General features: G+C 42.7%; 20 protein-coding genes. 10 read left to right on the top strand and 10 right to left on the bottom strand.

The features are described from left to right. Positions 1-28 precede the first annotated feature (28 nt). The 3 genes from EV690_RS15215 (at position 29) to EV690_RS15205 (ending at position 3,609) form a co-directional block, all read left to right on the top strand. Positions 29-475, top strand: coding sequence for a hypothetical protein (locus tag EV690_RS15215; protein ID WP_131913864.1), 447 nt, complete (start codon positions 29-31; stop codon positions 473-475). A gap of 262 nt (positions 476-737) precedes the next feature. Next, the gene (locus EV690_RS15210; RefSeq protein WP_131913863.1) at positions 738-2,075 is read left to right on the top strand and encodes a sigma-54 interaction domain-containing protein; all 1,338 of its coding nucleotides are present in this window, start codon (positions 738-740) and stop codon (positions 2,073-2,075) included. A gap of 292 nt (positions 2,076-2,367) precedes the next feature. Continuing rightward, on the top strand, positions 2,368-3,609 hold the full coding sequence (locus EV690_RS15205) for an L-lactate MFS transporter (RefSeq protein WP_131913862.1): 1,242 nt from the start codon (positions 2,368-2,370) through the stop codon (positions 3,607-3,609). Positions 3,610-3,670: 61 nt separating this feature from the next. Here the strand turns inward: EV690_RS15205 and EV690_RS15200 are convergent, their stop codons facing one another. Continuing rightward, the gene (locus EV690_RS15200) at positions 3,671-4,456 is read right to left on the bottom strand and encodes a LytR/AlgR family response regulator transcription factor (RefSeq protein WP_131913861.1); all 786 of its coding nucleotides are present in this window, start codon (positions 4,454-4,456) and stop codon (positions 3,671-3,673) included. Positions 4,457-4,472: 16 nt separating this feature from the next. Further along, positions 4,473-6,122, bottom strand: coding sequence for a LytS/YhcK type 5TM receptor domain-containing protein (locus EV690_RS15195; protein WP_165872781.1), 1,650 nt, complete (start codon positions 6,120-6,122; stop codon positions 4,473-4,475). Positions 6,123-6,454: 332 nt separating this feature from the next. Between EV690_RS15195 and gpmA the strand changes: the two genes are divergently transcribed. From gpmA to EV690_RS15175, 4 genes are all read left to right on the top strand, one after another. Beyond that, complete coding sequence (gpmA, locus tag EV690_RS15190) at positions 6,455-7,210, top strand: 2,3-diphosphoglycerate-dependent phosphoglycerate mutase (protein ID WP_131913860.1); 756 nt, start codon at positions 6,455-6,457, stop codon at positions 7,208-7,210. 152 nt (positions 7,211-7,362) lie between these two features. Then, positions 7,363-8,436, top strand: a complete 1,074-nt coding sequence (locus tag EV690_RS15185; protein WP_131913859.1) for an FUSC family protein — start codon at positions 7,363-7,365, stop codon at positions 8,434-8,436. A 115-nt stretch (positions 8,437-8,551) separates the two neighbouring features. Continuing rightward, positions 8,552-10,006, top strand: a complete 1,455-nt coding sequence (gene glgA / locus EV690_RS15180; protein WP_131913858.1) for a glycogen synthase GlgA — start codon at positions 8,552-8,554, stop codon at positions 10,004-10,006. 68 nt (positions 10,007-10,074) lie between these two features. Continuing rightward, positions 10,075-11,526, top strand: a complete 1,452-nt coding sequence (locus EV690_RS15175; protein ID WP_131913857.1) for a M17 family metallopeptidase — start codon at positions 10,075-10,077, stop codon at positions 11,524-11,526. Here EV690_RS15175 and EV690_RS15170 read toward each other — a convergent pair. From EV690_RS15170 to EV690_RS15160, 3 genes are all read right to left on the bottom strand, one after another. Beyond that, a complete protein-coding gene (locus EV690_RS15170; protein WP_131913856.1) occupies positions 11,487-12,257 on the bottom strand; it encodes a tRNA-uridine aminocarboxypropyltransferase in 771 nt (256 codons plus the stop codon). The genes EV690_RS15175 and EV690_RS15170 overlap by 40 nt on opposite strands. Before the next feature lie 147 nt (positions 12,258-12,404). Continuing rightward, a complete protein-coding gene (locus EV690_RS15165; RefSeq protein WP_131913855.1) occupies positions 12,405-14,012 on the bottom strand; it encodes a bifunctional diguanylate cyclase/phosphodiesterase in 1,608 nt (535 codons plus the stop codon). Between the two features lie 507 nt (positions 14,013-14,519). Beyond that, entirely contained in the window at positions 14,520-15,938 is a 1,419-nt protein-coding gene (locus tag EV690_RS15160; RefSeq protein WP_131913854.1) for an FAD-dependent oxidoreductase, read from the bottom strand. Positions 15,939-16,205: 267 nt separating this feature from the next. Here EV690_RS15160 and EV690_RS15155 point away from each other — a divergent pair, with 267 nt between their 5' ends. Then, positions 16,206-16,730: a DUF2937 family protein gene (locus EV690_RS15155; RefSeq protein WP_165872775.1), complete on the top strand. Its 525-nt coding sequence runs from the start codon at positions 16,206-16,208 to the stop codon at positions 16,728-16,730. Between the two features lie 4 nt (positions 16,731-16,734). On the opposite strand, the gene EV690_RS15150 is transcribed toward EV690_RS15155, so the two are convergent. Then, entirely contained in the window at positions 16,735-17,889 is a 1,155-nt protein-coding gene (locus tag EV690_RS15150) for a GNAT family N-acetyltransferase (protein WP_131913852.1), read from the bottom strand. A gap of 74 nt (positions 17,890-17,963) precedes the next feature. Between EV690_RS15150 and EV690_RS15145 the strand changes: the two genes are divergently transcribed. After that, positions 17,964-18,665, top strand: coding sequence for a hypothetical protein (locus tag EV690_RS15145; protein ID WP_131913851.1), 702 nt, complete (start codon positions 17,964-17,966; stop codon positions 18,663-18,665). Positions 18,666-18,690: 25 nt separating this feature from the next. On the opposite strand, the gene EV690_RS15140 is transcribed toward EV690_RS15145, so the two are convergent. After that, entirely contained in the window at positions 18,691-19,017 is a 327-nt protein-coding gene (locus tag EV690_RS15140; RefSeq protein ID WP_131913850.1) for a hypothetical protein, read from the bottom strand. Positions 19,018-19,614: 597 nt separating this feature from the next. Here EV690_RS15140 and EV690_RS15135 point away from each other — a divergent pair. After that, positions 19,615-20,532 carry a LysO family transporter gene (locus tag EV690_RS15135; protein ID WP_165872774.1) on the top strand — a complete coding sequence of 306 codons (918 nt, stop codon included), beginning with the start codon at positions 19,615-19,617 and terminating at the stop codon, positions 20,530-20,532. Here EV690_RS15135 and arcB read toward each other — a convergent pair. From arcB to EV690_RS15120, 3 genes are all read right to left on the bottom strand, one after another. Beyond that, positions 20,522-22,909 carry an aerobic respiration two-component sensor histidine kinase ArcB gene (gene arcB, locus EV690_RS15130; RefSeq protein ID WP_131913848.1) on the bottom strand — a complete coding sequence of 796 codons (2,388 nt, stop codon included), beginning with the start codon at positions 22,907-22,909 and terminating at the stop codon, positions 20,522-20,524. The two genes, EV690_RS15135 and arcB, sit on opposite strands and share 11 nt — an antisense overlap. 114 nt (positions 22,910-23,023) lie before the next feature. Beyond that, entirely contained in the window at positions 23,024-24,871 is a 1,848-nt protein-coding gene (locus EV690_RS15125; RefSeq protein ID WP_131913847.1) for a sensor domain-containing diguanylate cyclase, read from the bottom strand. A gap of 137 nt (positions 24,872-25,008) precedes the next feature. After that, on the bottom strand, positions 25,009-25,926 hold the full coding sequence (locus EV690_RS15120; protein ID WP_131913846.1) for a TIGR01212 family radical SAM protein: 918 nt from the start codon (positions 25,924-25,926) through the stop codon (positions 25,009-25,011). Positions 25,927-25,934 lie beyond the last annotated feature (8 nt).

The raw sequence follows: 25,934 nt of genomic DNA, 5'->3' as shown, positions 1-25,934 counted from the left end.
TATGGGATGTTGAACATGGGAAATGATAATGGCCAGTCATGATACTTTACTCAGCCAAGAATTGTTTAGCGCTTGCCAAAGCGGTATGCAGTTTTATCAAACCCTGCAACAAAGTACAGAACAATATGTGCCGAAGAAAATCAGTCGAGACATGTTTAACTGTCGAGATAAAATTATGTCTCGACTGAATCCCCAAGTATTGTCATCCACGCAGAGTCTCACGGACCAGAAAAAAGCATTGAAGCAGTTGCGGATGAATTACCAACAAAAATATGCTAAAATGCATCATAAATTAACCAAACAGGATATTTTTGAGTTACTACTTTGTGAGCAAAGTCTTCTTAATTACTTCCGTTTGGTTATTCGAAAACAGGCCGATCAATCGCTTGCAAGAGAATTAGCCAGTTATCTCGCATCACTGCAACTAACTTGTGATCAATGTATTCATCTTTTAGCAGACTGGCCTGACCAATAAACCGATAGCGGTTTATTCACTGAGCTGTGACATGTTTAAGTATCTAACGATCAGCTCATATGTTTAACGAACCATAAGGAATCCATGATTAATTTTATACTTAGACCAATAAAAACCTTTTTCCCTTTAACAATGCCTTTTATCTTATTAAGTGCTCTACTGATTATCTTGCGTTTAAATATAGTGAGCTAAGGGTTTCTTACAATAGGAAAGCCTACTAGTCAATGTTATATTGTTCCTCATTCTTTTGAGGAGACGCCAGATGGCCGAACTGCTGTGGATTAGCGACAACGAACAGCTATATACGTTACTTCATCCAGTTTTAAAAAAAATTGGATTCTCTGTCACCTGCCACACTCATTTGGGCGATGTACAAAGTAGCGATGATGCAATCGATCTGGTTGTATTTGCACCCAGTCAGTTTGGCCAACAAGACTATCTGAATTTTATCGATCACCCACTATCAAATAGTGCAGATTGGATTTTGATCAGCGATGGTAACCCCAATCGTTGGTGCGATAAAATGATGAATCATGGTGTTGCATATCACTTTCGTCAACCACTTGAGCTTGAGCATATTGGGGAAGTTTTTCAGGAATTTGCCAATGAATACTGTACTGATAATCGCCCTCCCAAAGAGCAAGCACTTAGTTCACACTTAGACCAATTCGGTCTGCTATTGGGTTCAAGTGCACCGATGCGCAGACTCTATCGGCTTATTCGTCGTGTGGCGCCAACAGATTCGAACGTGTTGCTGATTGGTGAAAGTGGCAGTGGTAAAGAATTGGCTGCACAGACGATCCACCAGCAAAGTTTACGGGCCGATAAACCGTTTATAGCGGTCAATTGTGCCGCTTTTAGTAGCGAATTGATTGAAAGTGAGTTGTTTGGCCACGAAAAGGGGGCCTTTACCGGAGCGATTGCCAACCGAGATGGGTTGTTTGCCCAATGCCAAAGCGGCACGTTATTTTTAGACGAAATTACGGAAATGCCACTGGCTTTACAGAGTAAATTATTACGAGTCTTGGAAACCGGTGAATACCAGAAATTAGGCAGTGAACAACCGCAGTCGGTTAATGTACGCATCGTTGCAGCCACTAACCGAGATCCACTCAGTGCCATTGAAGAAAATTATCTACGTGAAGACCTGTATTTTCGATTAGCTCATTTTCCTATCCAATTGCCCGCATTAAATCAACGTGGTGATGATATTCTGGCTCTTGCAAAACATTTTTTAGCTTATCGTAATCAACAAACTGGTGCATGTATCACTTTAACACCTGAAGCCGAGCAGCAACTGAGCCAGTATAGTTGGCCTGGTAATGTCCGTGAACTCAAGCACTGCATCGAAAGAGCTCATATTCTTGCCAATAATCAGATCACGCTCAATGAGCTGCCCACGATCACCCAACCGTCACAGATCCACCCAACTTCAATCGGCCCAGGCACGTCTATTAAAGAAGCCGAAAAAACGTTGATTATTGACACGCTCAAAGCATGTGAAAATAACAAAACAAGAGCCGCTGAACTGCTGGGAATTAGCGTCAAAACGCTCTATAACAAATTACATAGCTACGCGATTAAAGACGACGAAATCTAGTTTTAGATTGTCTCAATGACGACGTAACTAGGTTCGGTCGTCATTAGCCATTTTGCTTTATTAACATTCATTGATGCTTGTTAAGTAAATTTAACATATTGATCTATATCAAATAATAAAATCATGCATCCATTGCTGTTGATTTTTGGTAAGTCATTCATTCCTTATAAATGCCATTCATTCCATTGTGAAAACCACTCATTTTATCTTTAAACCAACCTATTGCTCAGCCTTCTTAAAAGCGGTTTATTAACCACAGATAAGGTTAATAACTATTGGGAAGGAGTCTGTAATGACCCATAGCAAACAGCAGCAACGGATCAGGATGATGACACTGATTGGTACAATCATGGCTCAATTTGCATTAGGTTCAGTTTATACTTGGAGCCTATTTAACTCAGGGTTGGCAAGTAAACTTCACGAACCCGTGAACAAGGTCGCATTTTCATTTGGTTTGCTCAGCTTAGCACTCGCTGTTGCTTCTTCTATTTCTGGGAAGTTACAAGATCGCTTTGGCGTGCGCAACGTCACTATCGCCGCGGCCGTTTTAATGGGTGCCGGCTTAATGCTCACCTCGATTAGTGCCAATTTATGGTCTTTATATCTATTCGCTGGCATCATTTTGGGACTGGCCGATGGCACCGGTTACCTGATGACCCTCTCCAACTGTGTAAAATGGTTTCCGGAACGAAAAGGACTCATTAGTGCTCTTTCTATCGGTGCATACGGACTGGGTAGTTTAGGCTTTAAATATATTAATTTATTCTTATTGAACCATTTCCATCTAGCTCAGACATTTCAGATCTGGGGGATGTTGTGTTTAGCCATTATCCTCATCGGAGGATTGATGATGAAAGATGCCCCTGTTGCTGGCAATCAGTCCGCAAAAGTTGCATCAGCAGCCCAATCTCGTGAATTCACGCTGGCAGAATCAATCGTTCACCCACAATTTTGGATGTTGGCGCTCATCTTTTTAACCGTTTGTATGAGTGGCTTATTTGTTATCGGGGTTGCCAAAGATATTGGTACAAATATGGTTCATTTATCGTTAGCAACAGCCACTCAATCGGTCGCGGTTATCGCGTTGGCAAACTTACTGGGTCGCTTAATATTAGGTGTTTTATCTGACAAAATGGCGCGAATCAGAGTTGTTAGCATTGCGCTGGTGTTAAGCTTATTTGGGATTGCACTTTTATTGTTCCATACCAGTGGCAGCATGAGTTTCTATCTAGCCATCGCTTGTATCGCCTTTAGCTTTGGCGGCACTATTACGGTGTTCCCATCATTAGTCAGTGACTTCTTTGGGATGACAAACCTGACCAAAAACTATGGAGCAATCTATTTAGGATTCGGAATCGGTTCCCTGGCAGCGTCCATGGTTTCAAGTCTATTAGGTGGGTTCGTACCAACTTTCTATCTCATATTAGTCTTGCTGGCCATTTCTCTCGTCATATCCTTAATGGTTCGTCAACCCGGAACAGTTCAAAATAAAGGTTTCGAACATCAAGGACTCTTTGCTCAGCAATCTCACTAAATCGTACCACTTTTATTGACCGCTGCATTAGCAGCGGTTTTTTTTATCTGTAAAAGCCTTATCAGCAAATCTGCATCAACTCTCGAAACAACTTAAGGTTAGACCGACTCACCGGAATCATTGTATTCACATGTCGCAGCCGGAGTTGGTAGGTCGAGTTAAAACCTGGAATTATTTCTGCAATTTGCTCCAAATTGACGCAATAAGAACGATGACATCGGAAGAATTGCCGCTCAGGTAACCGTTTAACGACCTCACTCAGCATCTGATTCAGACTATACTGACCTTTCGCTGTGACCACATAAGTGACTTTTTCATTCGCTTCAAGATAACAGATATCCGCAACCTTAATCACCACTATTCTGCCATCTGATGAGGCAACACTTAAAGCACCTTGGTTCATCGTGCTAGGTGCGACCGAAACCAGTGGTTCTTCGCTGACAAGCGGTGGCTCACTATTTTCCAGCTCAGACGTCGGTTGTGTTTTGCAGGCCTGCTCTAGTTTGTTTAAAACACCTTGAACGCGCTTTTCGCTCACGGGCTTTAACAGATAATCAAATGCTTCTAACTCAAAAGCATCCACCGCATACTCTTTATAAGCCGTTGTGAATACGATATATGGTCGTCTGGCAAATTGGTGAATATTCTTTGCTAATAACATACCGTCAATTGATGGCACATTAATATCCAAAAACGCGATATCTACTTCATTGGACTGCAAAAATTTAAATGCCTCTAACCCATCGTCAAAGCATCCCACGACTTCGATCTGGCTATATTTCTCAATTAAAAACGCTAATTCCTGCTGCGCTAGAGGTTCATCTTCAACAATGATGGCTCGCATAATTACTCTATGTCATCTGTTAGCTGCGCTGAGGCGTCAGCGGAATAGTAAATTTAACTTCAGTCCCCGGTTCTAAGCGTCTGACCTTCAGTTGTTCGCCGTATAACATTCGCACCCGCTGGTCAACATTACTCAAACCGATATGCTTACTGCCTATGGTGCCCTCATGCAGTTGCTCGATCAGTGCCGGAGCAATGCCAACCCCACTATCACACACCGAGATCTCCGCTTGGGGCGGATTGTCCTTACGGATGACTTTAATCCGCACTTCACCAGGGCCTTTTTTAGGCTGAATACCATGGCCAATGGCATTCTCCACCAACGGCTGAATCATCAGACTAGGGATTTTAATATCCAATGGCTCGACTTCAAAGGTAACCTTAAGCTTGTTGCCATAGCGGGCTTTTTCAATGGCAATATAATCACGAACCTGCGCCAGCTCCTCATCAATGGGAATAAGTGCTTCATTATGAGTCAAGTTATAACGCAGAAAATCTGCAAGTCTGCTGATCAGTTCCCTTGCTTCATCTGGACGCATCCGGATTAATGAAGAAATTGCATTTAATGTATTAAACAGAAAGTGAGGGTTAATTTTATTCTGTAGTGCTGAAAACTCCGCTTTAGTTGCAGCTTGCTTGAGTTTCTCGACTTTAGCCACTTCCATTTGGGTTGAGATGACATGCGATAAGCCTACTGCCATTTCACGCAGTGCATTGGTGATTTTATAACGCCGTTTATAGTAAATTTTTAGTGCGCCCGTCATACTACCAGACTCATGTAGCGGAATGATCAGCAACGAATGAAAACCGTCGAAATCGGCTTCGTTATGGATCAATATCTTATCTTTAACCAAAGCGGCCCGAGTATAACGACTCATACCTTGATAGTTTTTCCAATATTCGTGCTCATATTCACCAACGAACGCCAGTACATCTTTGGTATCAGTAATAGCCACAGCATCCGCCTCAATGTCATGGCGGATTATCGCGCAGACCTTGCGCATCGACTCACGACTACTCTCTCGAAAATAGGGCAATGTTTTGTTGGCAATATCCAGCGCTAATTTGGCCTGAGTGGCTGCCACTCGATCATTTTCATTATCAAGACTTTGTACCAGCTGAATCATCAATCCAATGGAGACCTCACCGATGATCATCGGCATGGCAATCGTTTTTACAATCAAAAGACCTTGGTGACGATCTTCAACAAAAATCAGAATCAAAGTCATGGTCAAAACTTCGCAAAGCAAACCCGCACAGATCCCCCAGATCCAGTACTGCTGTTTTTTGGCACGGATATGAATAACAGCAGATAAAAGCCCCGCCAATATACTCGTAATCAGACAGGGTAATGACGTTGGTCCATGGATATCAATCAGATAACGATGCAAGCCAGAAATGATCCCGGCGGGGATCCCGACGACAGGACCAAATAATATGCCACCTGACATAATGGCTATAATCCGCACATTCACCAGTGAACCATCGACATGAATCCCTGTATAAGTGCTAAATACCGCAAATAGCGTAAATAAAAGAGCTATGGCTCCTGATTCCAGTGGATGGTGATTTTGTTTGCGAAACAAACTCTGAAAATGGCTTGTGCGAGTCAGTAAAAACAATACCATTAAGATTAAAGCAGCTCGCTCAAACACCCCAACCAACATCATAAATTGCTGGTAAAATGACAAATCGCTCTCCTTTGGATGACTTCCACATCGATCCTAATGACTTTTATAGTCACAAACGTTGATCTGGATGAAACGTGATAATTATCAATTGCTTTTTATTCTTAGTGAGTAGTAAAAAATTACCGGCCTGCTGGGCAATCAGCATCGGCGAGTGGCAAAAATAGTTCAGTACTTGACGGATGCGTCACAGGCAACGAAGATAACCAACAACAACACAATAATAAACAGCAACGTTTCTTGTAACTCTGTTGCTAAAAATATAAGTGGAGCAAAAATCAATCATTAGCATAAATCAATCATGAGGAGAAATCATGGCCACGATTAAACTAGTATTAATTCGCCATGGCGAAAGTCAGTGGAATCAAGAAAACCGTTTTACCGGATGGGCCGATGTTCCCCTATCCGCCAAAGGGATAGAAGAAGCCAAACAGGGTGGTCAACTGCTAAAAGATGCCGGATTTACATTTGATATTGCTTACACCTCCCGATTAAAAAGAGCAATTAAAACACTCTGGTTGGCTCTTGAAGAGTTAGATTTAATGTGGATTCCAGTCGTTCGTAGTTGGCGCTTAAATGAACGCCATTATGGTGCTCTGCAAGGGTTAAATAAAGCAGAGACCGCAAAAAAATATGGTGATGAACAAGTCCTCATCTGGCGCCGTAGCTTTGATACCTTGCCACCATTGCTCGATGAAAGTAATGAGTATTATCCAGGCAATGATCCACGTTATCAGGATTTAGAATCGAATCAGTGGCCCAAAGCTGAAAGTTTAAAAACCACCATTGATCGTGTGCTACCCTACTGGGAAGATGTCATTGCTCCTGACTTAAAAGCGGGTAAAAAAGTACTGATTGCGGCCCACGGTAATAGTATTCGGGCTCTGGTCAAATACTTAGATAATATTTCAGAAGATGACATTGTCGGTTTAAACATCCCAACCGGTGTGCCCCTTGTTTATGAGTTTGATGAAAACCTCAAACCCCTTAAACATTACTACTTAGGTGACCAAGCTGAACTAGAAGCTAAAATGGCTGCAGTTGCCAAACAAGGTAGCGCTAAACAGTAATATCGTCTCAACATTCAGTAAGCGTTTTAATACGCTTACTGAATATTTGTATTTTTATAAAATAAAAGCGTATCAACTCTTTTATGTCATGGCGCTGTCCGCTAAAATTGCCGCTTTCTTGCCCACTCTTTAATCACTGAAACGGTACAATAGTGTCTTTAAGTCACAAAATCGGTAAATTCGAAAATATTCTGTATCGCCACTACCGAGTGGCCCACGGTGTTCGCATTGGGTTAGCGTTTGTCATTACGTTGATGGCGATTCGTATCAGTGGTATTCCCGAAGGTAGCTGGCCATTGATTACATTGGTCGTATTACTCGGACCGATGTCATTTTGGGGCAACGTCAAACAGCGTTCATTGCATCGAATTCTAGGAACGATCCTAGGGGCTAGTTCTGGGTTGATTGCCCTTTATCTCGAACTCTATTCTGTACCCTTAATGTTGATTTGGTGCGCGCTAGTCATGTTTTTTTCCGGCTACTTAGCGCTCGGCAAACGTCCATATATGGCCATGTTAATCGGGATTACTTTAGCCGTAGTGGCTAGTGCCGAGCCAGGAGATATCACCACCGCACTGTGGCGTGCAGGAGATGTGATTTTAGGGGCAATTACCGCACTATTGCTGACCAGCATCTACCCACAGCGTGCGTTTATTCACTGGCGATTACAGATGAGCGATGCGTTAAATTCACTGGGTAAAATTTATGGAGCATATACCTCTATAAACTTAGTCGAACGGCCTCACTTAGCAAATCGCCTGCAGATAGAACTCAATCGTGTGATAAAAATGCGGGCATTTATTAATGCGGCTAGCCGAGAAACACACATTAAACATGCGCAGTTCGATCGTCTCCAGACCGTTTGCAGAGATCTCATTGGCACATTTGAGCTACTAATTGAGAGTTATTGGGCATCACGTGATGGTCGATTTTGGATGATTAACGCACAGTTACTCCGCCAAACTCGCCGGATCATCCAGCAGCAGCTGAGTAACTTATCCGTCTTTTTAATCAATGGATCCAGTCATACTCAACCGTCTTTGACTCAGGAGCTCGAAGAATTAGTCACTCAGCTTGAGCAATACACCCCGGATACTCAGCGTTACCAGCAAGATGCGATTTTCTCTATTTATGGCTACATCTGGCTCAGCCGTAAGATGTGTGAACAGATAGAAGAGCTGGAACTTTTAATCAACTCCATGATACTCACAGAAAAACCGAAATAGTGACATGTAGTGCAGCCTATGACGGAGACGAGTATGATGACTAAATTCAGAAATTTGCACTGTTTTTTGCTACTATCAAACAGCAAGGCAGGCAAAGAATCAAAAGGAGTGGTGGGTGAGCAAAGAATCAGTCAATGTCTTGTTTGTAGCTTCAGAAATTGAAGGATTTATCAAGACTGGAGGTTTGGCCGATGTTGCCAAGTACCTGCCTCTTGCGCTTCGTAACCTGGGTCATCGGGTCACGTTGATCATGCCTTTTTTTCGCAATATCGCGCATCGGGACGAGGCTCAATTTATCGATCGTTTCAGCATTAAAACTGAAGCCGGTTTTGAAAAAGAGATAGGGCTATGGCAGTTAATGCTCGAAGACATCTGTGTCTACTGTATCGAACAACACGACTACTATGATCGCAGCCAGCCCTATAGTGAAGGAGAATATGGTTATCCGGACAATGGTGAACGCTTTGCATTTTTCAATTTATCGGTGTTAGAAGCGGCTGCGCGATTGGATTTGGATGTTGATATCATTCACTGCAACGACTGGCATACCGCCCTCATCCCTTATCTGGTCAAAACCCAATACCATGCGCATCCAAAGTTAGGTCAGGCGAAAACGGTTCTAACGATTCATAACGCCATCTTTCAAGGTCAATTTGAGCGTCGCCAATTTGAAATGTTTGGTGATCTGATTGCACCACTGGTAGATACACTACTCGATGGTTACCAGTGCCTTAATATGCTTAAAGCTGGGATCCGCTTTAGTGATAAAATTACCGCGGTCAGCCCTAATTATGCTAACGAATTACTCACTCGCTTGGGAGCTCATGGCCTGCATGAATTTTTTCAGCAACGTCATAGTGATTTAACCGGCATACTCAATGGTTGCGACTATAAAGATTGGAATCCAACAACAGATAGCATGCTGCCAGCACATTACAGTTGTGATGACCTGAGCGGTAAATGGCAATGCAAAGAAGCATTACAAAATGAGCTGCAATTACCTGTAAACCAAATACCAGTGTTTGGCATGGTCTGTCGCCTCACCGAGCAAAAAGGGTTTTATATTTTACTCCCGGCATTAGAACTGTTTTTACGACACCATGTTCAAGTTGTTATCATTGGAACGGGAGACAGTCAAATTGCTCAACAGTTGGATCGACTCCAACAGCGTTATCCGGATAAGTTACGTTTTGTAAATGCCTACTCCAACCCTCTGGCACATCTCATTGAAGCCGGAAGTGACTTTTTTTTAATGCCCTCGTTATTTGAGCCCTGTGGACTCAATCAGATGTATAGTCTTGCCTATGGCACGATTCCCATTATACGTGGCGTAGGCGGTCTACAGGATACAGTCGTTGATTACGACCAAAACCAAGATGACGCCGATGGGTTTATTTTTTACCCGCCAGAGAGTAGCGAATTACTCAATCTATTACGCAGGGCTCTGCTCGCCTATCTTGAAGAACCGGAGCAACTATCGCTCATGCGAAAACGAGCGATGCAACGCGAATTTAGCTGGGATAAAGCAGCCCATCAATACTGTGATATCTATACTCAGGCACTCAATTAATACAACTGACAGTCCTAGAGCTAAGTGCTATCCTAGCTCTAACTGTTTTTATTGTATGCACAGTACTTATGAAGCCTTTTTGTTATCCTTCTTTATCTGTTCAAGCTGCTGCGGCCCATCTAGATAATGACGTTGTTAGAATATACCTCAGTTGTAACAATCATACTCAATTACCAAGCCATGTTGTTTCTCAATTTACAGAGCAACAGGCTATTTTCCCTAACAACACCTTCTGGAGCATTACCCAACCTTATCCAGCATTACTATTAAATGCTCAACAGGTCAGCGAAAATACCATGTTTGCCAAACTCACATGGGCAAGAAAGCTCATTGAGCAGGCAAATCTTTCGAAACTGCAAAAAATAAGTTTTGAATGCAATGATGCCGTATTACAAGAGGCTTTTATTAGTGCGTGGTTGGCAGCAAATTACACATTACCAAATTACAAACATAACTCAGAAGAAATTCACTCAAGTGAAAAAACCTTATATTTGTCAGATGTTGCCTTAAGTGATCAGCAAATAGCCCAGCTGCGCGCCGAAGCAAAAGGGAATGCACTCGCCCGCTACCTAGCCTGGCAACCGGCCGATATGCTCAATCCGAAAAGCTACCAACGATTAGCGCAACAATTGGCCAGTCAATATAATTGGCAAATCGATATCTATAATGAAGATACGCTAGCACTGCTGGGGGCGGAAGCTTTTTTAGCTGTGGCCAGAGGCGATCATCATCCATGTTCCATTATTCGACTCCGTTATGTTCCCAATATGCCGAAACATCACATCGCGCTGGTTGGCAAAGGGATCTGTATGGATACCGGGGGCTACAATTTAAAAAGCAACATGAGTGGGATGCATATGGATATGGGAGGCTCCGCAGTAGCGCTAGGCTCATTGCTGGCAGCGAGCGAACTCAACCTCCCATACCAAATAGACTGTTACCTCGCCCTAGCAGAAAACCATGTTGACCCAAAAGCCTATAAAGCAGGTGAAGTTGTCAAAGCGCTCAACGGAACAACTATCGAAATTGTCGATACCGATGCTGAAGGTCGCATGGTGCTAGCCGATACGCTGAGTTTAGCTAGTCGCGAAAACCCTCAATTAATCATCGACTATGCAACTCTAACAGGTACTTGCAAACGTGCGCTTGGAAATAACAGGAGTGGTCTGTGGAGTAATCGTTTTGATTGGCTCATGGCGCTCACTCAGATTGGAGAACAATGCGGAGAGCGTATCTGGCCACAGCCGTTAGATAGTGATTATGACGACGATTTTCGCTCACAAATCGCTGATGTAGCCCAATGTGCTGCGGAACCAGGGCCTGACCATATTCATGCAGCCCGCTTTTTATTGCGCTTTATCAGCCCCCATGATAATTGGATCCATATTGACTTAAGTGCCTTTAATCCTAAAACAGCTCTTGCTCACCAACCTACGCCCATTAGCGGATTTGGAGTGCGCTACACCCAACGGCTAATGAATCAGCTAGATTCTCTTTTAGCCAACGATAAAGCATGCTGATACTCTTTTTGCAGTTGTATTAATGGCCTGCGATTTTTTATCAATGAAGTTTTGGATGTTGCCATTAAACTGACTTCGCAAAAAATTTCGAACCAACGCAATAAGGCGTCCGCATTCGCCAATTCATCAGCCTCTTTGAGAGCTAAAGCAGCGACTTCGGCAGTAGCCAATTGAAAATCTAAACTTCCCTGACGTAGATTATAAGTCGTCGGCGGTTTGGATAAATGAAATGACAGTAGCGGAAAATGGTGTAACCAAGGGCTTTTGCGATACATTTTGTGCGCCTGTCGCCAAGTTCCATCGAGCAAAATAAAGAGCGGTTTTTTAGCACCTCCCGTTAAAAGTTGCTCTTGCGTTACCGAAGGTTGCGTCGGCAAAGCATTTGCCCGTGGATAGACCACTATCGGCTGATAATCATCACGCTGTAAAAGCGCAAGCAACGCTTGGGGCGGCTCTGTACGCGACCAGGAAAAAGCATGGGTATCTGCGATCAGATCCGCAATTAAGCGCGCACTATTGCTAGGTTTTAGAATTTCAGCATCATACATCACCAAACAAAAAGCACAATGTGAAGGTACCAGTTCACGCAAATGGCACTGGCAATGTTCAATGGCTAGTAAACAATCAGGACAGCGAATGACTTGATGACCACGAGCTAAATAAGGGCGAGTACTTTTAGCGATACGTTCAAGATAGAGGCGTTGCACAGCATGAGGGAACACAGAAACCATGATTTCTCCAAGCCTGATAAAGAAGCTTGCTCATCAGTCAGAGCCAGAGGAAGATCCGATATGCAAAGCGTCTATAGCAAATAAAAATTATGGCTATCATAAATTAATTTTCAGCCAAAAGCCCTATTTTCTATGCCGAACGACTTTTCACGATTTAAACTGCTCCAAAAGTTTTTGGTAAGACTGCGGATGCCCAAAATAGAATCCTTGAAACATTTTACAGCCAAGGGCTTTTAGTGCATGGAGTTCTTCAGCGGTTTCTACCCCTTCGACAATAACTTTCATATCTAAGCTGTTGGCCAGTTCTACCGATGCCTTAATGATATTAGAATGAATGGATGAGTCCAAAACATGGGATACAAACAAACGATCAATCTTTAATATAGAAATAGACAAGTCCACCAATTGGGCAAGTGATGCATGTCCGGTGCCGAAATCATCAATGAGCACCGTAACCCCGGCCTGAGCAAGCGAACTGAGCCGCTGTTTCGTTTGAGCTAACTGTCCAACCATCGAAGTCTCTGTTAGCTCCAACCCTAGACGCTGACGTAACAGAGCAGACTGACTGTAACATTTTAGCAGCATCTGATAAAACCGTTCATCCAGTAATTCGGGGCCAGCAAGATTGATCGAAAGAGGAACGTGGCCTAACCGGTCATCCCAGTCTGATAACAACTCGCAAGCCCGAGCCCAAACCAACTGAGCCAACCAAGCATACCAATTGTTTAAATCCACATAAGGCAAAAATTCATCAGGAGGAATCACCTCCCCATTAGAGTCTTCTAGTCGGCACAAACACTCATAACCAACAATTTTGCCACTGGCTAATGTCTGGGGTTGTAGCCATAAATCCAATTGCTCATTCTCAAGCGCCTGATAGATACGATTCTGTTGACGATTCCGATGGGCTATAACCATCTGATATTCATCTCGATAGCACACATAAGGATACGATGGACTGGTATGAGCCATCGCAATGGAACACTCTTCCATCAGTGCCTGAGCGGTTTCTTGATTACGGTAAAGTGTTGCCCCCGCCCGCCAATCCAGATGCATCCCTTGGAGATCCTGACATGAAAGTTCATCACGTAATAGCTGTGATAAATTCTCATAGAGCCAGTTTTCAAGAGACTCAACCGGTTGATTTAATACCAATAGAAATTTAGCGCCAGGAAACCGATAGATATGTATCGAACTGGAGCTCATGGCCTTAAATGATTCGCCAAGTTCTCGAAGCAGCTCGTCACCACTTTGCATCCCCACCAAAATATTAATGGCACGTAAATTATGCAATTTAATTAAAACCAGTGCACAAGGAGCACTGTATAAGCGATGTTGATCCCGTCGGTACCACGCATAATGATTCGCGAGGCCTGTCAGAGCATCATAAAAAAATGGTCGCTCACGCACCCCCAGTGGCTGGTTAAAGTATTTGAGTTGCGGCTTTGCTCGCACCAGATATATTTGGTCTTTTGCATCCAGTTTATCAACATATAATAAAAATAAACTTTGCTGAGAAGAATCCTGAATCAGTGACACAACCTGACAATGTTTATCTTGCGTGGATAATTCTTCCCGTCCCATATCAAAAATATGCCAAAGATTTTTTGTCTGTTGATCACTAAGTAAAGGTTCAGCAGCCACATTAGCATCTAACAAGCGACCTTTAGCATCACACACAAACGCTGGCGTTAAGCACTTATTAAATAGCTCACGTTTATGGGAACTTTTAAAGTGGTAGGTACTCGTTAACATATAAAAAAAGCCAATTATTATATTCAAAATATCTATAGGGAAACTGCTTCCGTCAGTGTAAAAGAGAATTCCTATCCAGCGTCAGGTTTCCCTAACGATATACCCTACTCTTTTAAAGAACTCCCACCTTAACCACACACCAAGAAAAGCCACTACAAAAACATATTGCGCAACGCTCGATCAACATAAATCAGAAAAATCACTCATATATGGCCAAATATACTAATATGCGAACTAATTCTAATCAATTAGATTATCACATAAAAGATTAATACTTAGATTTCCATTACAAGTCAATATATTAATACTTTTGACATACTATCAAGGAAATTGCTGATATTCTAATCATAAGTTAAATATGAGAAACAGGTCACTTAATGAGAAACTGCAGAGCAAACAATAGTCACAGCGAACCAAGTAAATAAGGGAAGATGAAACGGTAAGATGCTTACCGTTATAATTATCTATATTACTAGTAGGTGAATAGCAGCTAACTTGTGGATATTTTTAACACTGAGTCGCCAGAGCTTTCGGATATTGTCGGCGCAATGCAATTTCTTCGGCCAGCTCATCGATCAATTCAATAGCAAGTGAGTTAATCGCTTGGAGTTCAATAGAAAGATTCTCTGACAGTTGTGTCAATTTCCCTATGTCTGAGAGAATATCATCTGCCGCATCCAGAGCTGATGAAAATTTTACAATTTCACTGCGAGCATAACGACTGGCGGCGAAGCTTGCACCACTTACTCGCTGGTTTAGATCACTACCGGGGATCTGCTGAGCACCAGAGAGCGGTTTAACAATCACCTGAGCATTTTTAAAAGACGGAACAAACTCAGCTAGATAATGAATGGCAGCCTGAGTTCGTTGTGAAGCCAAATCAGGACTCCACTGGCCAAAGGCAAGCTGCAATATCTCAGCATTGAGCTGCGGCTGAGCACTGCGCGTTGAACTTCTTGAGACTCCCTGCTCAAATAAAGTGACCCCCGGAGTCATACCATGTAACTGAAACACGCCTTGTCCATATGGGGTTAATTGTGCCATACCATGTTTCGTACCTCGCAGACCATGAATCACTACTTCAGGCCACGGACACTGCTGCTGTGGCCATTCGGCCAGATAGGCTGCTTTAAATTCAACCATTCGCGCCGATTCAACACCCAGCAAATCATCAATTACACCACTTTGATACCCTGCTGCATTGACTAGATAATCAACATCGAGACTGTTAGATAGCCCCTTTTGCCGATAATGCACTCGCCAACCATGCTCGATAGCCTCTATTTTTTCAACATCACTATGAAGATGAACACGCACAGAATCTAAGTTTTGAGTTGCTAAAGAGACACAAGCCGCGACCCGAAATAAACTCACACCATATTCTTGAACTAACACCAAGGGAAATTTTAGTTTATTCAGGTCCAGTTCACGCAATGCATTAATCAACCAATGTTCAGCCGTTTTTGGCTCAACAACAGCCGGTAACGTTGCCAGCCGTTCAGCATCTTCCTGGCTGACTAACTGAAAATAATCATCAACTCGACCAATTACTTCATTCAGAGGATCGGCTTTGACTAACTGGCGATAATGCTCTCTTAATTTTTGAAACCGTGGCAGTAATTGTTCAATATTCCCCGGATCTCGCTGCGGGATGGCGATTAATGTGGGACGATAGCGCATTGAACCAGAGAAACTTCGCGCCGTGTAGATCGATTGCTCTAACAGAGCTAAACATTGTTCATCACTTAACTCTCGGTATAAACTGCCTCCAGCATGCAAATGACAAATAGGAGGACCATTCACCAGCTCAGGGCCTTTTTCTAGTAAACTGACATTAATGCCTGACTCGGCTAGTCGCAAGGCACACACGCTACCAGCTACTCCGCCCCCCACTACAGCAACCCGAAAATTTTTTGTCGATTGCATGAGTTCAACCCGATTACATCAATAAATTTTATTATTTTAAGCCTTTAATATCTAAAATAAACAGACAAAAAATGAGAGTACTAGCTATTTACTCTACTATTAACATCAGCGGCCTTAAAAAGAAAGAGAACATAAGCGTTTAAACTAACATCAGATGATGATTACCGAAATTTCATAAAGGTATGCTATAAATATGATGTATTTTTTATCACTTAGATGATTCTTACCATTGGATGGCCTTTGCATCGCTGCTTTCACGGAGTTCTTATGCGTTTTTTACTTGGAATCATTGATCGTCTGTTGTTTGTAGCTGTTTTTATTTTAGCTATGCAAGTACCGCAGTTTATCAGCCTGTATCAACAAAGAGTTGAAGGATATCTGCAGTCAAATCAAAGTGTTTTGGATAAATTCAGTACCATTGCTCACAACCAAAATTTAGCCTCTTTAGACAAACTCGTCATTCAACTGCAAAACAGTAAAGGTAGCGCCAGCAAACAGACGGCTCAGTTTATACAGACGACGCAAAAGGAAACGCAAGAACTCGCTATCTCAGTGCAATCATTAGACAGTCCAAGCTTAGGCAAACAGCTCTGGGCATTAATTCGTTATCCTCAGCCAAAACTATTGCTGTCAACGTTAGATCATTATCAACCCGGAATCATAATTAACCAGTCGGCACTCATGTGTGGGATTATCTTTGCCATCATATTTATGTTCGTAAAAGCATCAATCGCGAAGTTATTTCGCCGGCGCAGACGTTTATTTCGAGCCAGTGATAACCCACTACGTTAATCAACTATGAGCGCAAGTCATCGATAACATGCTTAAACGGCAAGATATTTAACGCCTGCTGATACTGCTCTGTCATATATGCACGTTCCTGATTGAGCAACTCAGCTAATGCGTTCGAAAATTCAGGATGCTCCAAACGATGGTAGGAATAACAATAAGTTGGTTCAAAGCCACGCAGCAATTTATGTTCTCCTTGGGCACCTGCATTAAAGTGTCTTAGCTGCTGCTCAATGCAATAATCAATGCCTTGATAATAGCAAAGCTCGAAATGTAATAATTCCGCATGTGCCAAAGATCCCCAATAACGACCATAGAGGGTATCTTTATCTTTAAAGAACAAACTAGCCGCAATCAGCTGCTCTTCATATGAGGCAAATACAACCATAATTTGCTGACTTAATTGTTTACGAACCAAAGCGAACCACTGCTCATTGAGATAGCCTGAATGGCCACTATGTTCCAGATAAGTCTGTTGATAGCATTTCACAAGGCATTGCCAGTGACGCTCACTCATTGTCTCGCCACTTAACCGCTCAACCTCAATACCATAATCAGCAACCGCGCGACGTTCTTTACGGATCATTTTGCGCTTTCGGGAGGTCAATCTGGAAAGAAAATCATCAAAATTGTGATAATTCTGGTTATGCCAGTGATACTGAATTTGACAGCGCTTCATTAAGCTTTCAGAAGCTTGCCAATGAGCAGGTGTAAATAACCAGTGCATGCCACTGAAATGATACTTATCTCTTAATTGCAAAAGATCATGCTCCAAGCGCTGCCAAACGCGTTCTGCATCAACATTAGCCGCCATTAACAGCCGCTCATCCGTAATCGGGGTAAACGGCACAGAGCTAATCCATTTAGGATAATATGCAACACCAGCGCGCTGATAACTATCCGCCCAGCCCCAATCAAATACATACTCACCAAAAGAATGATATTTAATATACCCAGGAACTGCTGCGACTAATTGCTCGTTATCCCACATCAACCAATGACAAACCTGCCACCCGGTATTCGCTCCCACACAACCGCTTTGCTCAAAAATATTGAGAAAATCGTACTGAACAAATGGCCCACATTCTTTAACTAACGCTTGCCATTGCTGCTTTGGACAATCATCAAGATTCTGGATCCAGCCACTTTTCACCTCTGACATACAACCTCCCAGAAAGGTTTGCTCTCAATTGTCGAGTCTTTTATCCTATCAGATTAAAATCACAAATAACCTTCATGATGAGAATAACTAAAACCCTACAACTAGCCTTGTTGCTAGTCCTTGTAACTGGCCAAGCTCTCGCCGCAGATGATGTCAAAATATCTAGCCTACCAGCAGATGATTTAAATTTTAGTGATTGTCCAAGCGACGCTTTTACCTTATCTAGCTTAAATGCACACGCATTGGACCAACCGTTAACCCAAGCAGCAATCGCACAAATTAAACGCTCTGGAGCACTCTTAGTGTCTAATTTGAGCAGTGCAAAAACATCTTCTCAGATGAAAATTTTACGTCAACAACTCGGCGCTCATTGGAAGTTGCAATTAAGCCGAATTGAAAATGGCTTCCAGAGCGCTATGCTATTTAGGCCAACTAAGTTTCAGGCAGTTGGAACATTTAATCAGTCCAGTGGGACTTCGTCTAACGTGTGGGTTATTCTGGCACAGGCAAACGGCCAATCTTTGGCACTTATAAGTACGATTCACGGCCCCTATAGTAGCAATTTATTAGTTCAGCAAAAAACCGCAGCGCAACGTCATCAAGTCATACTCGCAGGACAGCTCCCCCCTCTTAAACTAGTGCACCATTATCAATATCAACAACAAAAATCCAAGCTATCACTACTCTCTCGAGGCCTAACGGTCTGTGCAACTGATGAATTTCCGCTAGCCCATAATCATTATTTACAATGGCTTAGTATTACTTTTGGTTCATAAAAAAAGCCCCTTTACGGGGCTTTCATTATCGAATAACACGTTGGCGGAGTAATCTCCGCCTGCTCGTTGGGGGCCAATTCACATTCTGCATACGACCGCTGATGGTCATCTGGCGGCGACGTCCCTGAGTTTTAACGACATCGGTTCGACGTGGCTTTTTAGGTTCATCAGCTTTGTAGACCACGGATTGAGAAATACCAATATCGCGGCGCAAATGGGGATTCATTCCATCGCCTATCGATATTTGATTTTTCCGCATCTGTTTGAGCCACTGACGAGTTTGCAGACGGTCTTGATAATCAAGTAAACCATCAATCAGCCACTGAGTGAGTTTTAATCGAATTGATAACATAATATTTCCCTATTTTACAGTTATAAATAATTGGGAAACACAGTGATGCGAAGAGTCTATACCTTGTGAACTACGCATCAGCTGCGCAGCCCAATAACACTCTTAGCCTAAAAATCTAACAAAGATGGTTTAAGCAGAGTCCATAGCTTGCGTCAGCACGCAAAGAATCAGTGTGAATAATACGAGTAAGCACTAACTTCATCGGATTATCTCGAAACCATATGATGCGGAGGTATAACACGGAGATAGATCGATGCTAAGAAGGCTTAATGTAATATGTGTCATAAATGTATTCATACAACCTCCTTAAATTGATCTAATAACTTGAAATGTTTTGCGAATAATAGCAATTAGAAATAACAAAAGCTATTAGAAATAGCACAAAATGCAATTATTCTGTATTCTGTTTTAATTTATTGCTATTCATCTAAAAAACTAGCCATTATATTGATATCCCTCTGTGCCACTATTGAACAGAGAACTCAGGAACTTCAAAAACAGAGATGGAGGCTGTTGAATAAGGTATATTTATATAAAGTTAGGTTTATGATACCTTCCAATTTCTTTTCAATGCCCCATATTCGTCAGAGAAAGTACATGTTTTTCAGTATTGCTTTAATTCTTGCCCCACTTTTTATCGGGTATTCCGTGGAGGTCAAGCGACCGCGGCTGCTCCAATTAATTAATGCCAGCTTGAGCAAACTGGTTTATGTTATTTTGGCTTTAATGGGCTATAACTTAGCTTTTATAGACAATCTGGCTAGTAATTTTACTCGATTAATCCTGATCTGTTCTGTTTTTATTAGTATCATTACTTTTTTTAATTTAGCCGGATTATTTTTATTTCGCCGTCACTTTCATTGGTCTAAAGAAATCACTGAAGTTGGGACATTTCAGTTGAATCCAGGCATGTTTAAAGACTCTGCCTCAATGGTTTTAATTGTTGCCGTTGGATTTACTCTTGGATTTCTCGGCCATTGGACTCTCCCTTATCAGAGCCAGCTCAGTGATTATGTTCTGATGTTTTTACTAGCACTGATTGGCCTCCAACTTCGCGCCAGCGAACTGACATTAAGGCAAGTATTCCTTGATCGTCGAGGGATGTTAATTGCCGTGATCGTTTTTGTTAGCACGCTTCCGGCGGCATTATTGGCAGGTTGGCTCTTGGATATACCTAAACCACTAGCGCTTGCTTTAAGTAGTGGCTTTGGCTGGTATTCATTGTCCGGTATTTTAATTAGTGGCCAAGTCAATGCTCTCATGGGAAGCAGTGCTTTTTTTATTGATCTTTTGCGCGAGCTAATAGCGATTGTCTTAATTCCACTGTTAATGCCAATCTCTAAAAGTGCTGCAATTGGCTATGGCGGCGCAACATCGATGGATTTTACCCTGCCAATTATCGCCAGAAGCGGCGGCACGCAATGCGTACCAGTGGCAATTGTCAGTGGTTTTTTGCTGTCTCTAGCATGTCCAGCCTTGATTGCCATCTGGTTGTCCATTTATATTAGTGGCTAAATTGTTCTCGATGCTCATGTAGCCAAACGCGAAGCGTTGCAATATCCTGCTCTCGAGCCTGCATGAGCTCTTCAAACCAGCGCGTTAAATTAGACTGCCAAGCCGGCAAATCAGGGCTTTGCATCTGATTTGCTAAACGCTGCATACGCGCCAGCCCCACAGAACCAGCCGCGCCCTTAATTTTATGAGCTTCACTGACAATACCATCGTTATCTTGAGCCATTAAATTCGAATGCAAAATCTCCAGATATGGGTCAATCGTCTGTTCAAAGAGATCCACATTTTTTGCCATGCCATCGGTACCAAGCGCCTGACAAAACTCGTTTAAGATCTCTTCATCTAAAATCAGTGAATCACGACTGTGGCTCACAGGCGATGCTGGGGGCGCACTGCGCGACTCATCCATACTCGGTAAGCAACTACTACCAGATATTGAAAACAACTGATTAAAAACCTTATTCACCGCTATGATCGACAACGGTTTACGCACCACATCGACCATGCCATGTTTCTGGTAATCTTCTTTACGATTCACCACGTTCGCGGTCAATGCAACCATGGGCGGCAGATCATCTTTAAAACGTCCCTTAAGGGCATCTGCCAGCTCTAACCCAGTCATATCAGGTAACTGGATATCCAGTAATAATACGTCAAAGTCATCGTTGGCCATCACTTGTTCAATGGCCTGCTGACCGGTTTTCGCGACCTTAACCTCATGTCCTTGTTTTTCTAGGAGAGTTTTAGCAACCTGGATATTCAACTCAACATCTTCCACCAACAGCAAATGCAGTGGTGGCAGTTCATCATCCTCTTCGACTTGCTCTGCGTCACAAATCTGCATGGGCAAACGGATAGTAAAACAGGTTCCTTTGCCCAATTCACTGGTCACGCTTATCTGGCCATCCATTGCTTCAACAAACTGTTTTGAGACTGCTAAACCAATACCCGTTCCGGTTGCTTGCGCTTTATTATCCACCTGGTAATACATAGCAAAGATATTCTCTAGCTCATCATGAGGAATACCAATCCCCGTATCCGCTATATCGAAGGTCAAAACACAGTGATCCGCGGTTCGCTCATGGATGTTCAGACAAATCGTCATCCCGCCTTGCTGGGTAAATTTAGTAGCATTACTAATCATATTCCAGAGTACTTGACGCAATCGAGTCGCATCTGTCTCAACCCACATAGGCAATTGCTGAGGATAATCAATACTAAAAGATAAATTTTTCGATTCCAGCTGCAATGCAGCCAAACGCTCTAGGTCATGTAAGAAGGCGGGGAGCTCCATTGGAGCTTTATTGATATTAAAACGACGTCGATCAAGCTTATCTAAATCGATCACATCATTGAAGATATTACCCAACGTCACTGCGCTAATGTAAATCGTCTGCAGTTGCCGACGTTGCTCAGGATTAAGAGGGCTATCTAATAAAATTTGACTCAACCCTACAACCCCATTTAATGGGGTGCGAAGCTCATGGCTAAGAGTTGAAATAAACTCTGTTTTCTCGCGACTCGCCCGCTCTAAGCTTTCCTGATAATGCTTACGCTCAGTAATATCACGACCAAACCCAAGTAACCCCAGCCGATGACCATCCGCGCTATAAAATGGCACTTTGTGCAATTCAAAGTATGCTTTACGACCATCAGGGTATGTCAACCACTGAGCATAAGTCATGCTTTCATCACTGGTGAACACCTCTTTATCAGTTTGCATCTCAAACTGTGCGACATCGTCACTATAAACTTCAATGGGGGTTAAACCAATCATCTGTTGTTCAGTTTTCCCCGTCAGTTTTTCCATTGCAATATTACAACCAGAAAATTGTCCAGACTGATTACGATAGAAAACTAAATCAGGAGAAGTATCAATAAAGCTGCGTAACAGTGCACTGCGCTCTTCAAGTTCATCTTGTGCTTGCTGGCGAATCTGCACCTCCTGACGAAGTTCTGCCATGGTACTCTGCAAGGCATGTTCAGCACGGGTGCGTTCAACAATCTCACTGTTTAAAAGTGCAATGTTTTCTTTTAACTTTTTGTTAAGCTCTAAATCACGAGTCCGCATTTTTTCAAGTTTTCGGATCATTTTAGTCAAACGCTGACGAGAATCTTCTAACTGATCCACCACCACCGACATAAAAAAAACGGCCCAAGGCGTAATCACCAAACCAAAAAAAACTGAACGAATGACATCATCTTTAGATGCCATAGACCCCGTTAGAAACAGAGTTAAGACCATCTGAATAGCTAACGCTGCAACAATAATTAACGTTGCCAAACTTAGGGTAAATTTAACTAATCCAAGACGAGAGAGAAGATGTACATAGTAATGAGCCAGATTACGCAGCGGCTTGACGATTAAATTATCATCCATATTGAGTATCCATGAATTATCTCACTGTGATGAACGTGTTTGCTGTCCATGACAGTCTAAAAAATGGTTTGCTAAGAATCCATTATGCCAGAGCCAAGAGCTAACCTATATCAGTTATACAGGCTTTGGCCGCTTTGATATAAATGATTCAATATCGGCCAATTCACTAATGAGAGCTCCCTGACAATTATTCCGGCCACTATGCTTAACCTGATATAGACAGTGATCAGCGGTGCGAATCAGTTCCTGACAAGGGTAATGTTCAAATAACCGAGTACTGGAAACTCCAATACTCACGGTTAAATAATCTTCCACCTCAGAATAGACATGTTCAATCTTGCATTCTCTGATTTTATCCAGAACTTGCTGTGCAACCTGCAAAGCTCTGGATAAGTCGGTGTGAGGCATGAGAATAATAAACTCTTCGCCACCATAGCGGGCAACCCAATCACTGCGCCGTTTCGCAACAGATTTCAAAACCTTAGCGACTTCTATGAGCACTTTATCCCCGGACTGATGGCCATAATTGTCGTTATATTGTTTAAAGCAGTCGATATCAATCATCAACATGGCCAACGGTTCACCACTTCGCCGATGCATATTCCACTGTTGAGAGAGAACCTTATCGAAGCTACGTCGATTAGCAACTTGCGTTAGCCCATCTAAAAAGCTCAATTTTTCTAGCCGTTTAACCGTACGAGCTAACTGATATTCACTGCGCTTACGTTCAGAAATATCTCGACCAATCATTACGATTCCTTGTGCCCCCGTCACGTTATCATGATACGGAGCTTTACGGATTTCATACCAGCGCTCTTCAGTGACATCATTCACCAACTGAGTCGTTCTAAACTCATAACTAATGCCCTTGCCCGTTGCAAAAATTTCCCGATGTTGCTCTTGATGAAAATCAACTCTATTCGGGTCGAGTAACTCATTAAGATTCCGCCCAGCCACATCCGATTGAGGACTGCCAAGTAATCTTGCAAAAGGCCCATTACCTCCGGTCACCACGCCATTGGCATCAATAAAGCCGATCGGGTCCGGAGAGGCATTAAAGACGGAACGTATTAAGTTATTTTGTCGATGCAGTTCTTTCTCGGTCGCAATTCGGTGTTGATTTTCTTGCTCCAAAGCTTGATTGAGTTCATGCCAAAGTGTCACGTCAGCAGAAATACTCATCATTCCCAAGGTATTATGCTCACTATCACATAGTGGATAGCCGTTAGTTTCTAATAGACTACGCTGACCATCACTACCAACAATCCACTGACGCACGGGTTCGGCTTTGCCAGCTATAACCTGTTCGACCAACTGCTGATGAAATTGCATCTCTGAATCGGTAAAAAAATCATGGAGCGATTTTCCCGTCATATCTTGTGCTTGCAATCCATGATAATTAGCCCAAGCCTGATTACAGCCAAGGAGCTGATGATTACGATCACAGAAGTACACAAAATTAGGCAACGAGTTAAAAGCATCGTGCAAACACTCAACTTGCTTTTTTAAGCATCGATGAACAGCAGCACTTTCTTCGTCATCAAAACAATGAATAAACCAAACCTGTTGACGCAAATAGTGGCCACGCCGGGCGTATACACGCACAGTGCGCCAATGTGAACCACTTTGAAATTGCCAATGAACGCCACTATTGTTAGTGAGACTCTGTCCCAATTGTTTAATTAAAGAATTTGCCAGTGTTTCATTTAAAAGCTGCCAGCGACGTTTTTGGCGAACTAAGGGGAGCATCTCGCACGCCAAAGAATTAGCGTATAAAAACTGCTTAGTATGCGCATTGAAAATAAAAATGGCGCCAGGACCATTCTGGATAAACAGTTGCCCCAACAATTGTGGCAACTGATGGCGCAAAATAAATAGAATTAATAAAATAACAACGCAAATAGCCAAAGCACCCGCCACCATCCAGGAGGTCGGGAAGACTACTTGAACAAGCTGATCCATTGAAACATCCTTTTAATGACCAGACAATGCCGGCTCACATCTGTAACCGATAAGGAGCTTTTAACAGATCCTCATCGCTCCTCATATTCTGCATATCAGCGCCTTGATGTGAATAGCTATTTCAGGTGAATTTTTACTCATACTTTTGAACTCAAACCACTCCCCTGTTTACCATATTTACTCAGATAATTACCGATAGCTGTCAAAGGTGGCCATTGCTGAGCACACCAATTTGGACTTAATAACATCGGTGGACGAGCAGTGGCACAAACCCGGTGGAACACCACATCCCATGGGGTCTGTTCAATTAGCATCGCAGCATTTTTAACATATTCATCTAATGACAGCGTCGAAAGTCTTCCCGCTTGCCAAGCCTTCGCCATAACGCTGCCTTGCACCACCATCAATGGGTGCAATTTTAATCCACTTACCCCGTCACTCAGCACCTGCTGTAGAGTGTTGGCATAGTCATCAGGCCCTTCCCCTGGCAACCCCAAAATCAAATGAGTGCACACTTTTATTTGATAACGATGTGCTTTTTCAACAACACGCTGATAAGCACTATAATCATGTCCACGATTAATTCGCTTTAAAGTTCGCGCATTAGCACTTTGTAACCCCAACTCCAGCCAGACTTCTTTGCCTTGGCGCTGATAGTCACTCAATAGCTGAAGCACCTCATCACTGACACAATCGGGGCGCGTTCCAACACAGATACCAATGACTTGCGGCACATTTAAAGCTTGTTGATAAAGCTGATAGAGCTTTTGATATTCACCATAAGTGCTCGTGTAGGCCTGAAAATACGCCAGATATAAAATATCCTGATGCTTCATCTCGGCCTTGCGTTGAGACAGTTGCTCAGCAATCGATAGATCTGATGGAACAGCAGCAGTAAATGAATCGACATTACAAAATGTACACCCTCCCCGGCCAATCGTGCCATCACGGTTCGGACAGGTAAATTGGGCATCAATGGTTAACTTACGCACCCGCGTTGCATAGCGAGAACGAAAATAGCTTCCAATCGTATGCACAAAATCAGTTAACTGCACATGTATTC

Origin of the sequence: Celerinatantimonas diazotrophica, from assembly GCF_004339545.1 — a bacterium.
Lineage (GTDB): Bacteria > Pseudomonadota > Gammaproteobacteria > Enterobacterales > Celerinatantimonadaceae > Celerinatantimonas > Celerinatantimonas diazotrophica.
The sequence above is the reverse complement of the archived record's forward strand: the minus strand, read 5'-3'. Positions and strand labels throughout refer to the sequence as shown.

What these genes read in the sequence shown, in the direction of transcription:
- EV690_RS15215 (WP_131913864.1), top strand. Translation starts at nt 29, where the DNA reads ATGGCCAGTCATGATACTTTACTCAGCCAAGAATTGTTTAGCGCTTGC.
- EV690_RS15210 (WP_131913863.1), top strand. Translation starts at nt 738, where the DNA reads ATGGCCGAACTGCTGTGGATTAGCGACAACGAACAGCTATATACGTTA.
- EV690_RS15205 (WP_131913862.1), top strand. Translation starts at nt 2,368, where the DNA reads ATGACCCATAGCAAACAGCAGCAACGGATCAGGATGATGACACTGATT.
- EV690_RS15195 (WP_165872781.1), bottom strand. Translation starts at nt 6,122, where the DNA reads ATGATGTTGGTTGGGGTGTTTGAGCGAGCTGCTTTAATCTTAATGGTA.
- gpmA (WP_131913860.1), top strand. Translation starts at nt 6,455, where the DNA reads ATGGCCACGATTAAACTAGTATTAATTCGCCATGGCGAAAGTCAGTGG.
- EV690_RS15175 (WP_131913857.1), top strand. Translation starts at nt 10,075, where the DNA reads ATGAAGCCTTTTTGTTATCCTTCTTTATCTGTTCAAGCTGCTGCGGCC.
- EV690_RS15170 (WP_131913856.1), bottom strand. Translation starts at nt 12,257, where the DNA reads ATGGTTTCTGTGTTCCCTCATGCTGTGCAACGCCTCTATCTTGAACGT.
- EV690_RS15165 (WP_131913855.1), bottom strand. Translation starts at nt 14,012, where the DNA reads ATGTTAACGAGTACCTACCACTTTAAAAGTTCCCATAAACGTGAGCTA.
- EV690_RS15160 (WP_131913854.1), bottom strand. Translation starts at nt 15,938, where the DNA reads ATGCAATCGACAAAAAATTTTCGGGTTGCTGTAGTGGGGGGCGGAGTA.
- EV690_RS15155 (WP_165872775.1), top strand. Translation starts at nt 16,206, where the DNA reads ATGCGTTTTTTACTTGGAATCATTGATCGTCTGTTGTTTGTAGCTGTT.
- EV690_RS15150 (WP_131913852.1), bottom strand. Translation starts at nt 17,889, where the DNA reads ATGTCAGAGGTGAAAAGTGGCTGGATCCAGAATCTTGATGATTGTCCA.
- EV690_RS15145 (WP_131913851.1), top strand. Translation starts at nt 17,964, where the DNA reads ATGATGAGAATAACTAAAACCCTACAACTAGCCTTGTTGCTAGTCCTT.
- EV690_RS15140 (WP_131913850.1), bottom strand. Translation starts at nt 19,017, where the DNA reads ATGTTATCAATTCGATTAAAACTCACTCAGTGGCTGATTGATGGTTTA.
- EV690_RS15135 (WP_165872774.1), top strand. Translation starts at nt 19,615, where the DNA reads ATGTTTTTCAGTATTGCTTTAATTCTTGCCCCACTTTTTATCGGGTAT.
- arcB (WP_131913848.1), bottom strand. Translation starts at nt 22,909, where the DNA reads ATGGATGATAATTTAATCGTCAAGCCGCTGCGTAATCTGGCTCATTAC.
- EV690_RS15125 (WP_131913847.1), bottom strand. Translation starts at nt 24,871, where the DNA reads ATGGATCAGCTTGTTCAAGTAGTCTTCCCGACCTCCTGGATGGTGGCG.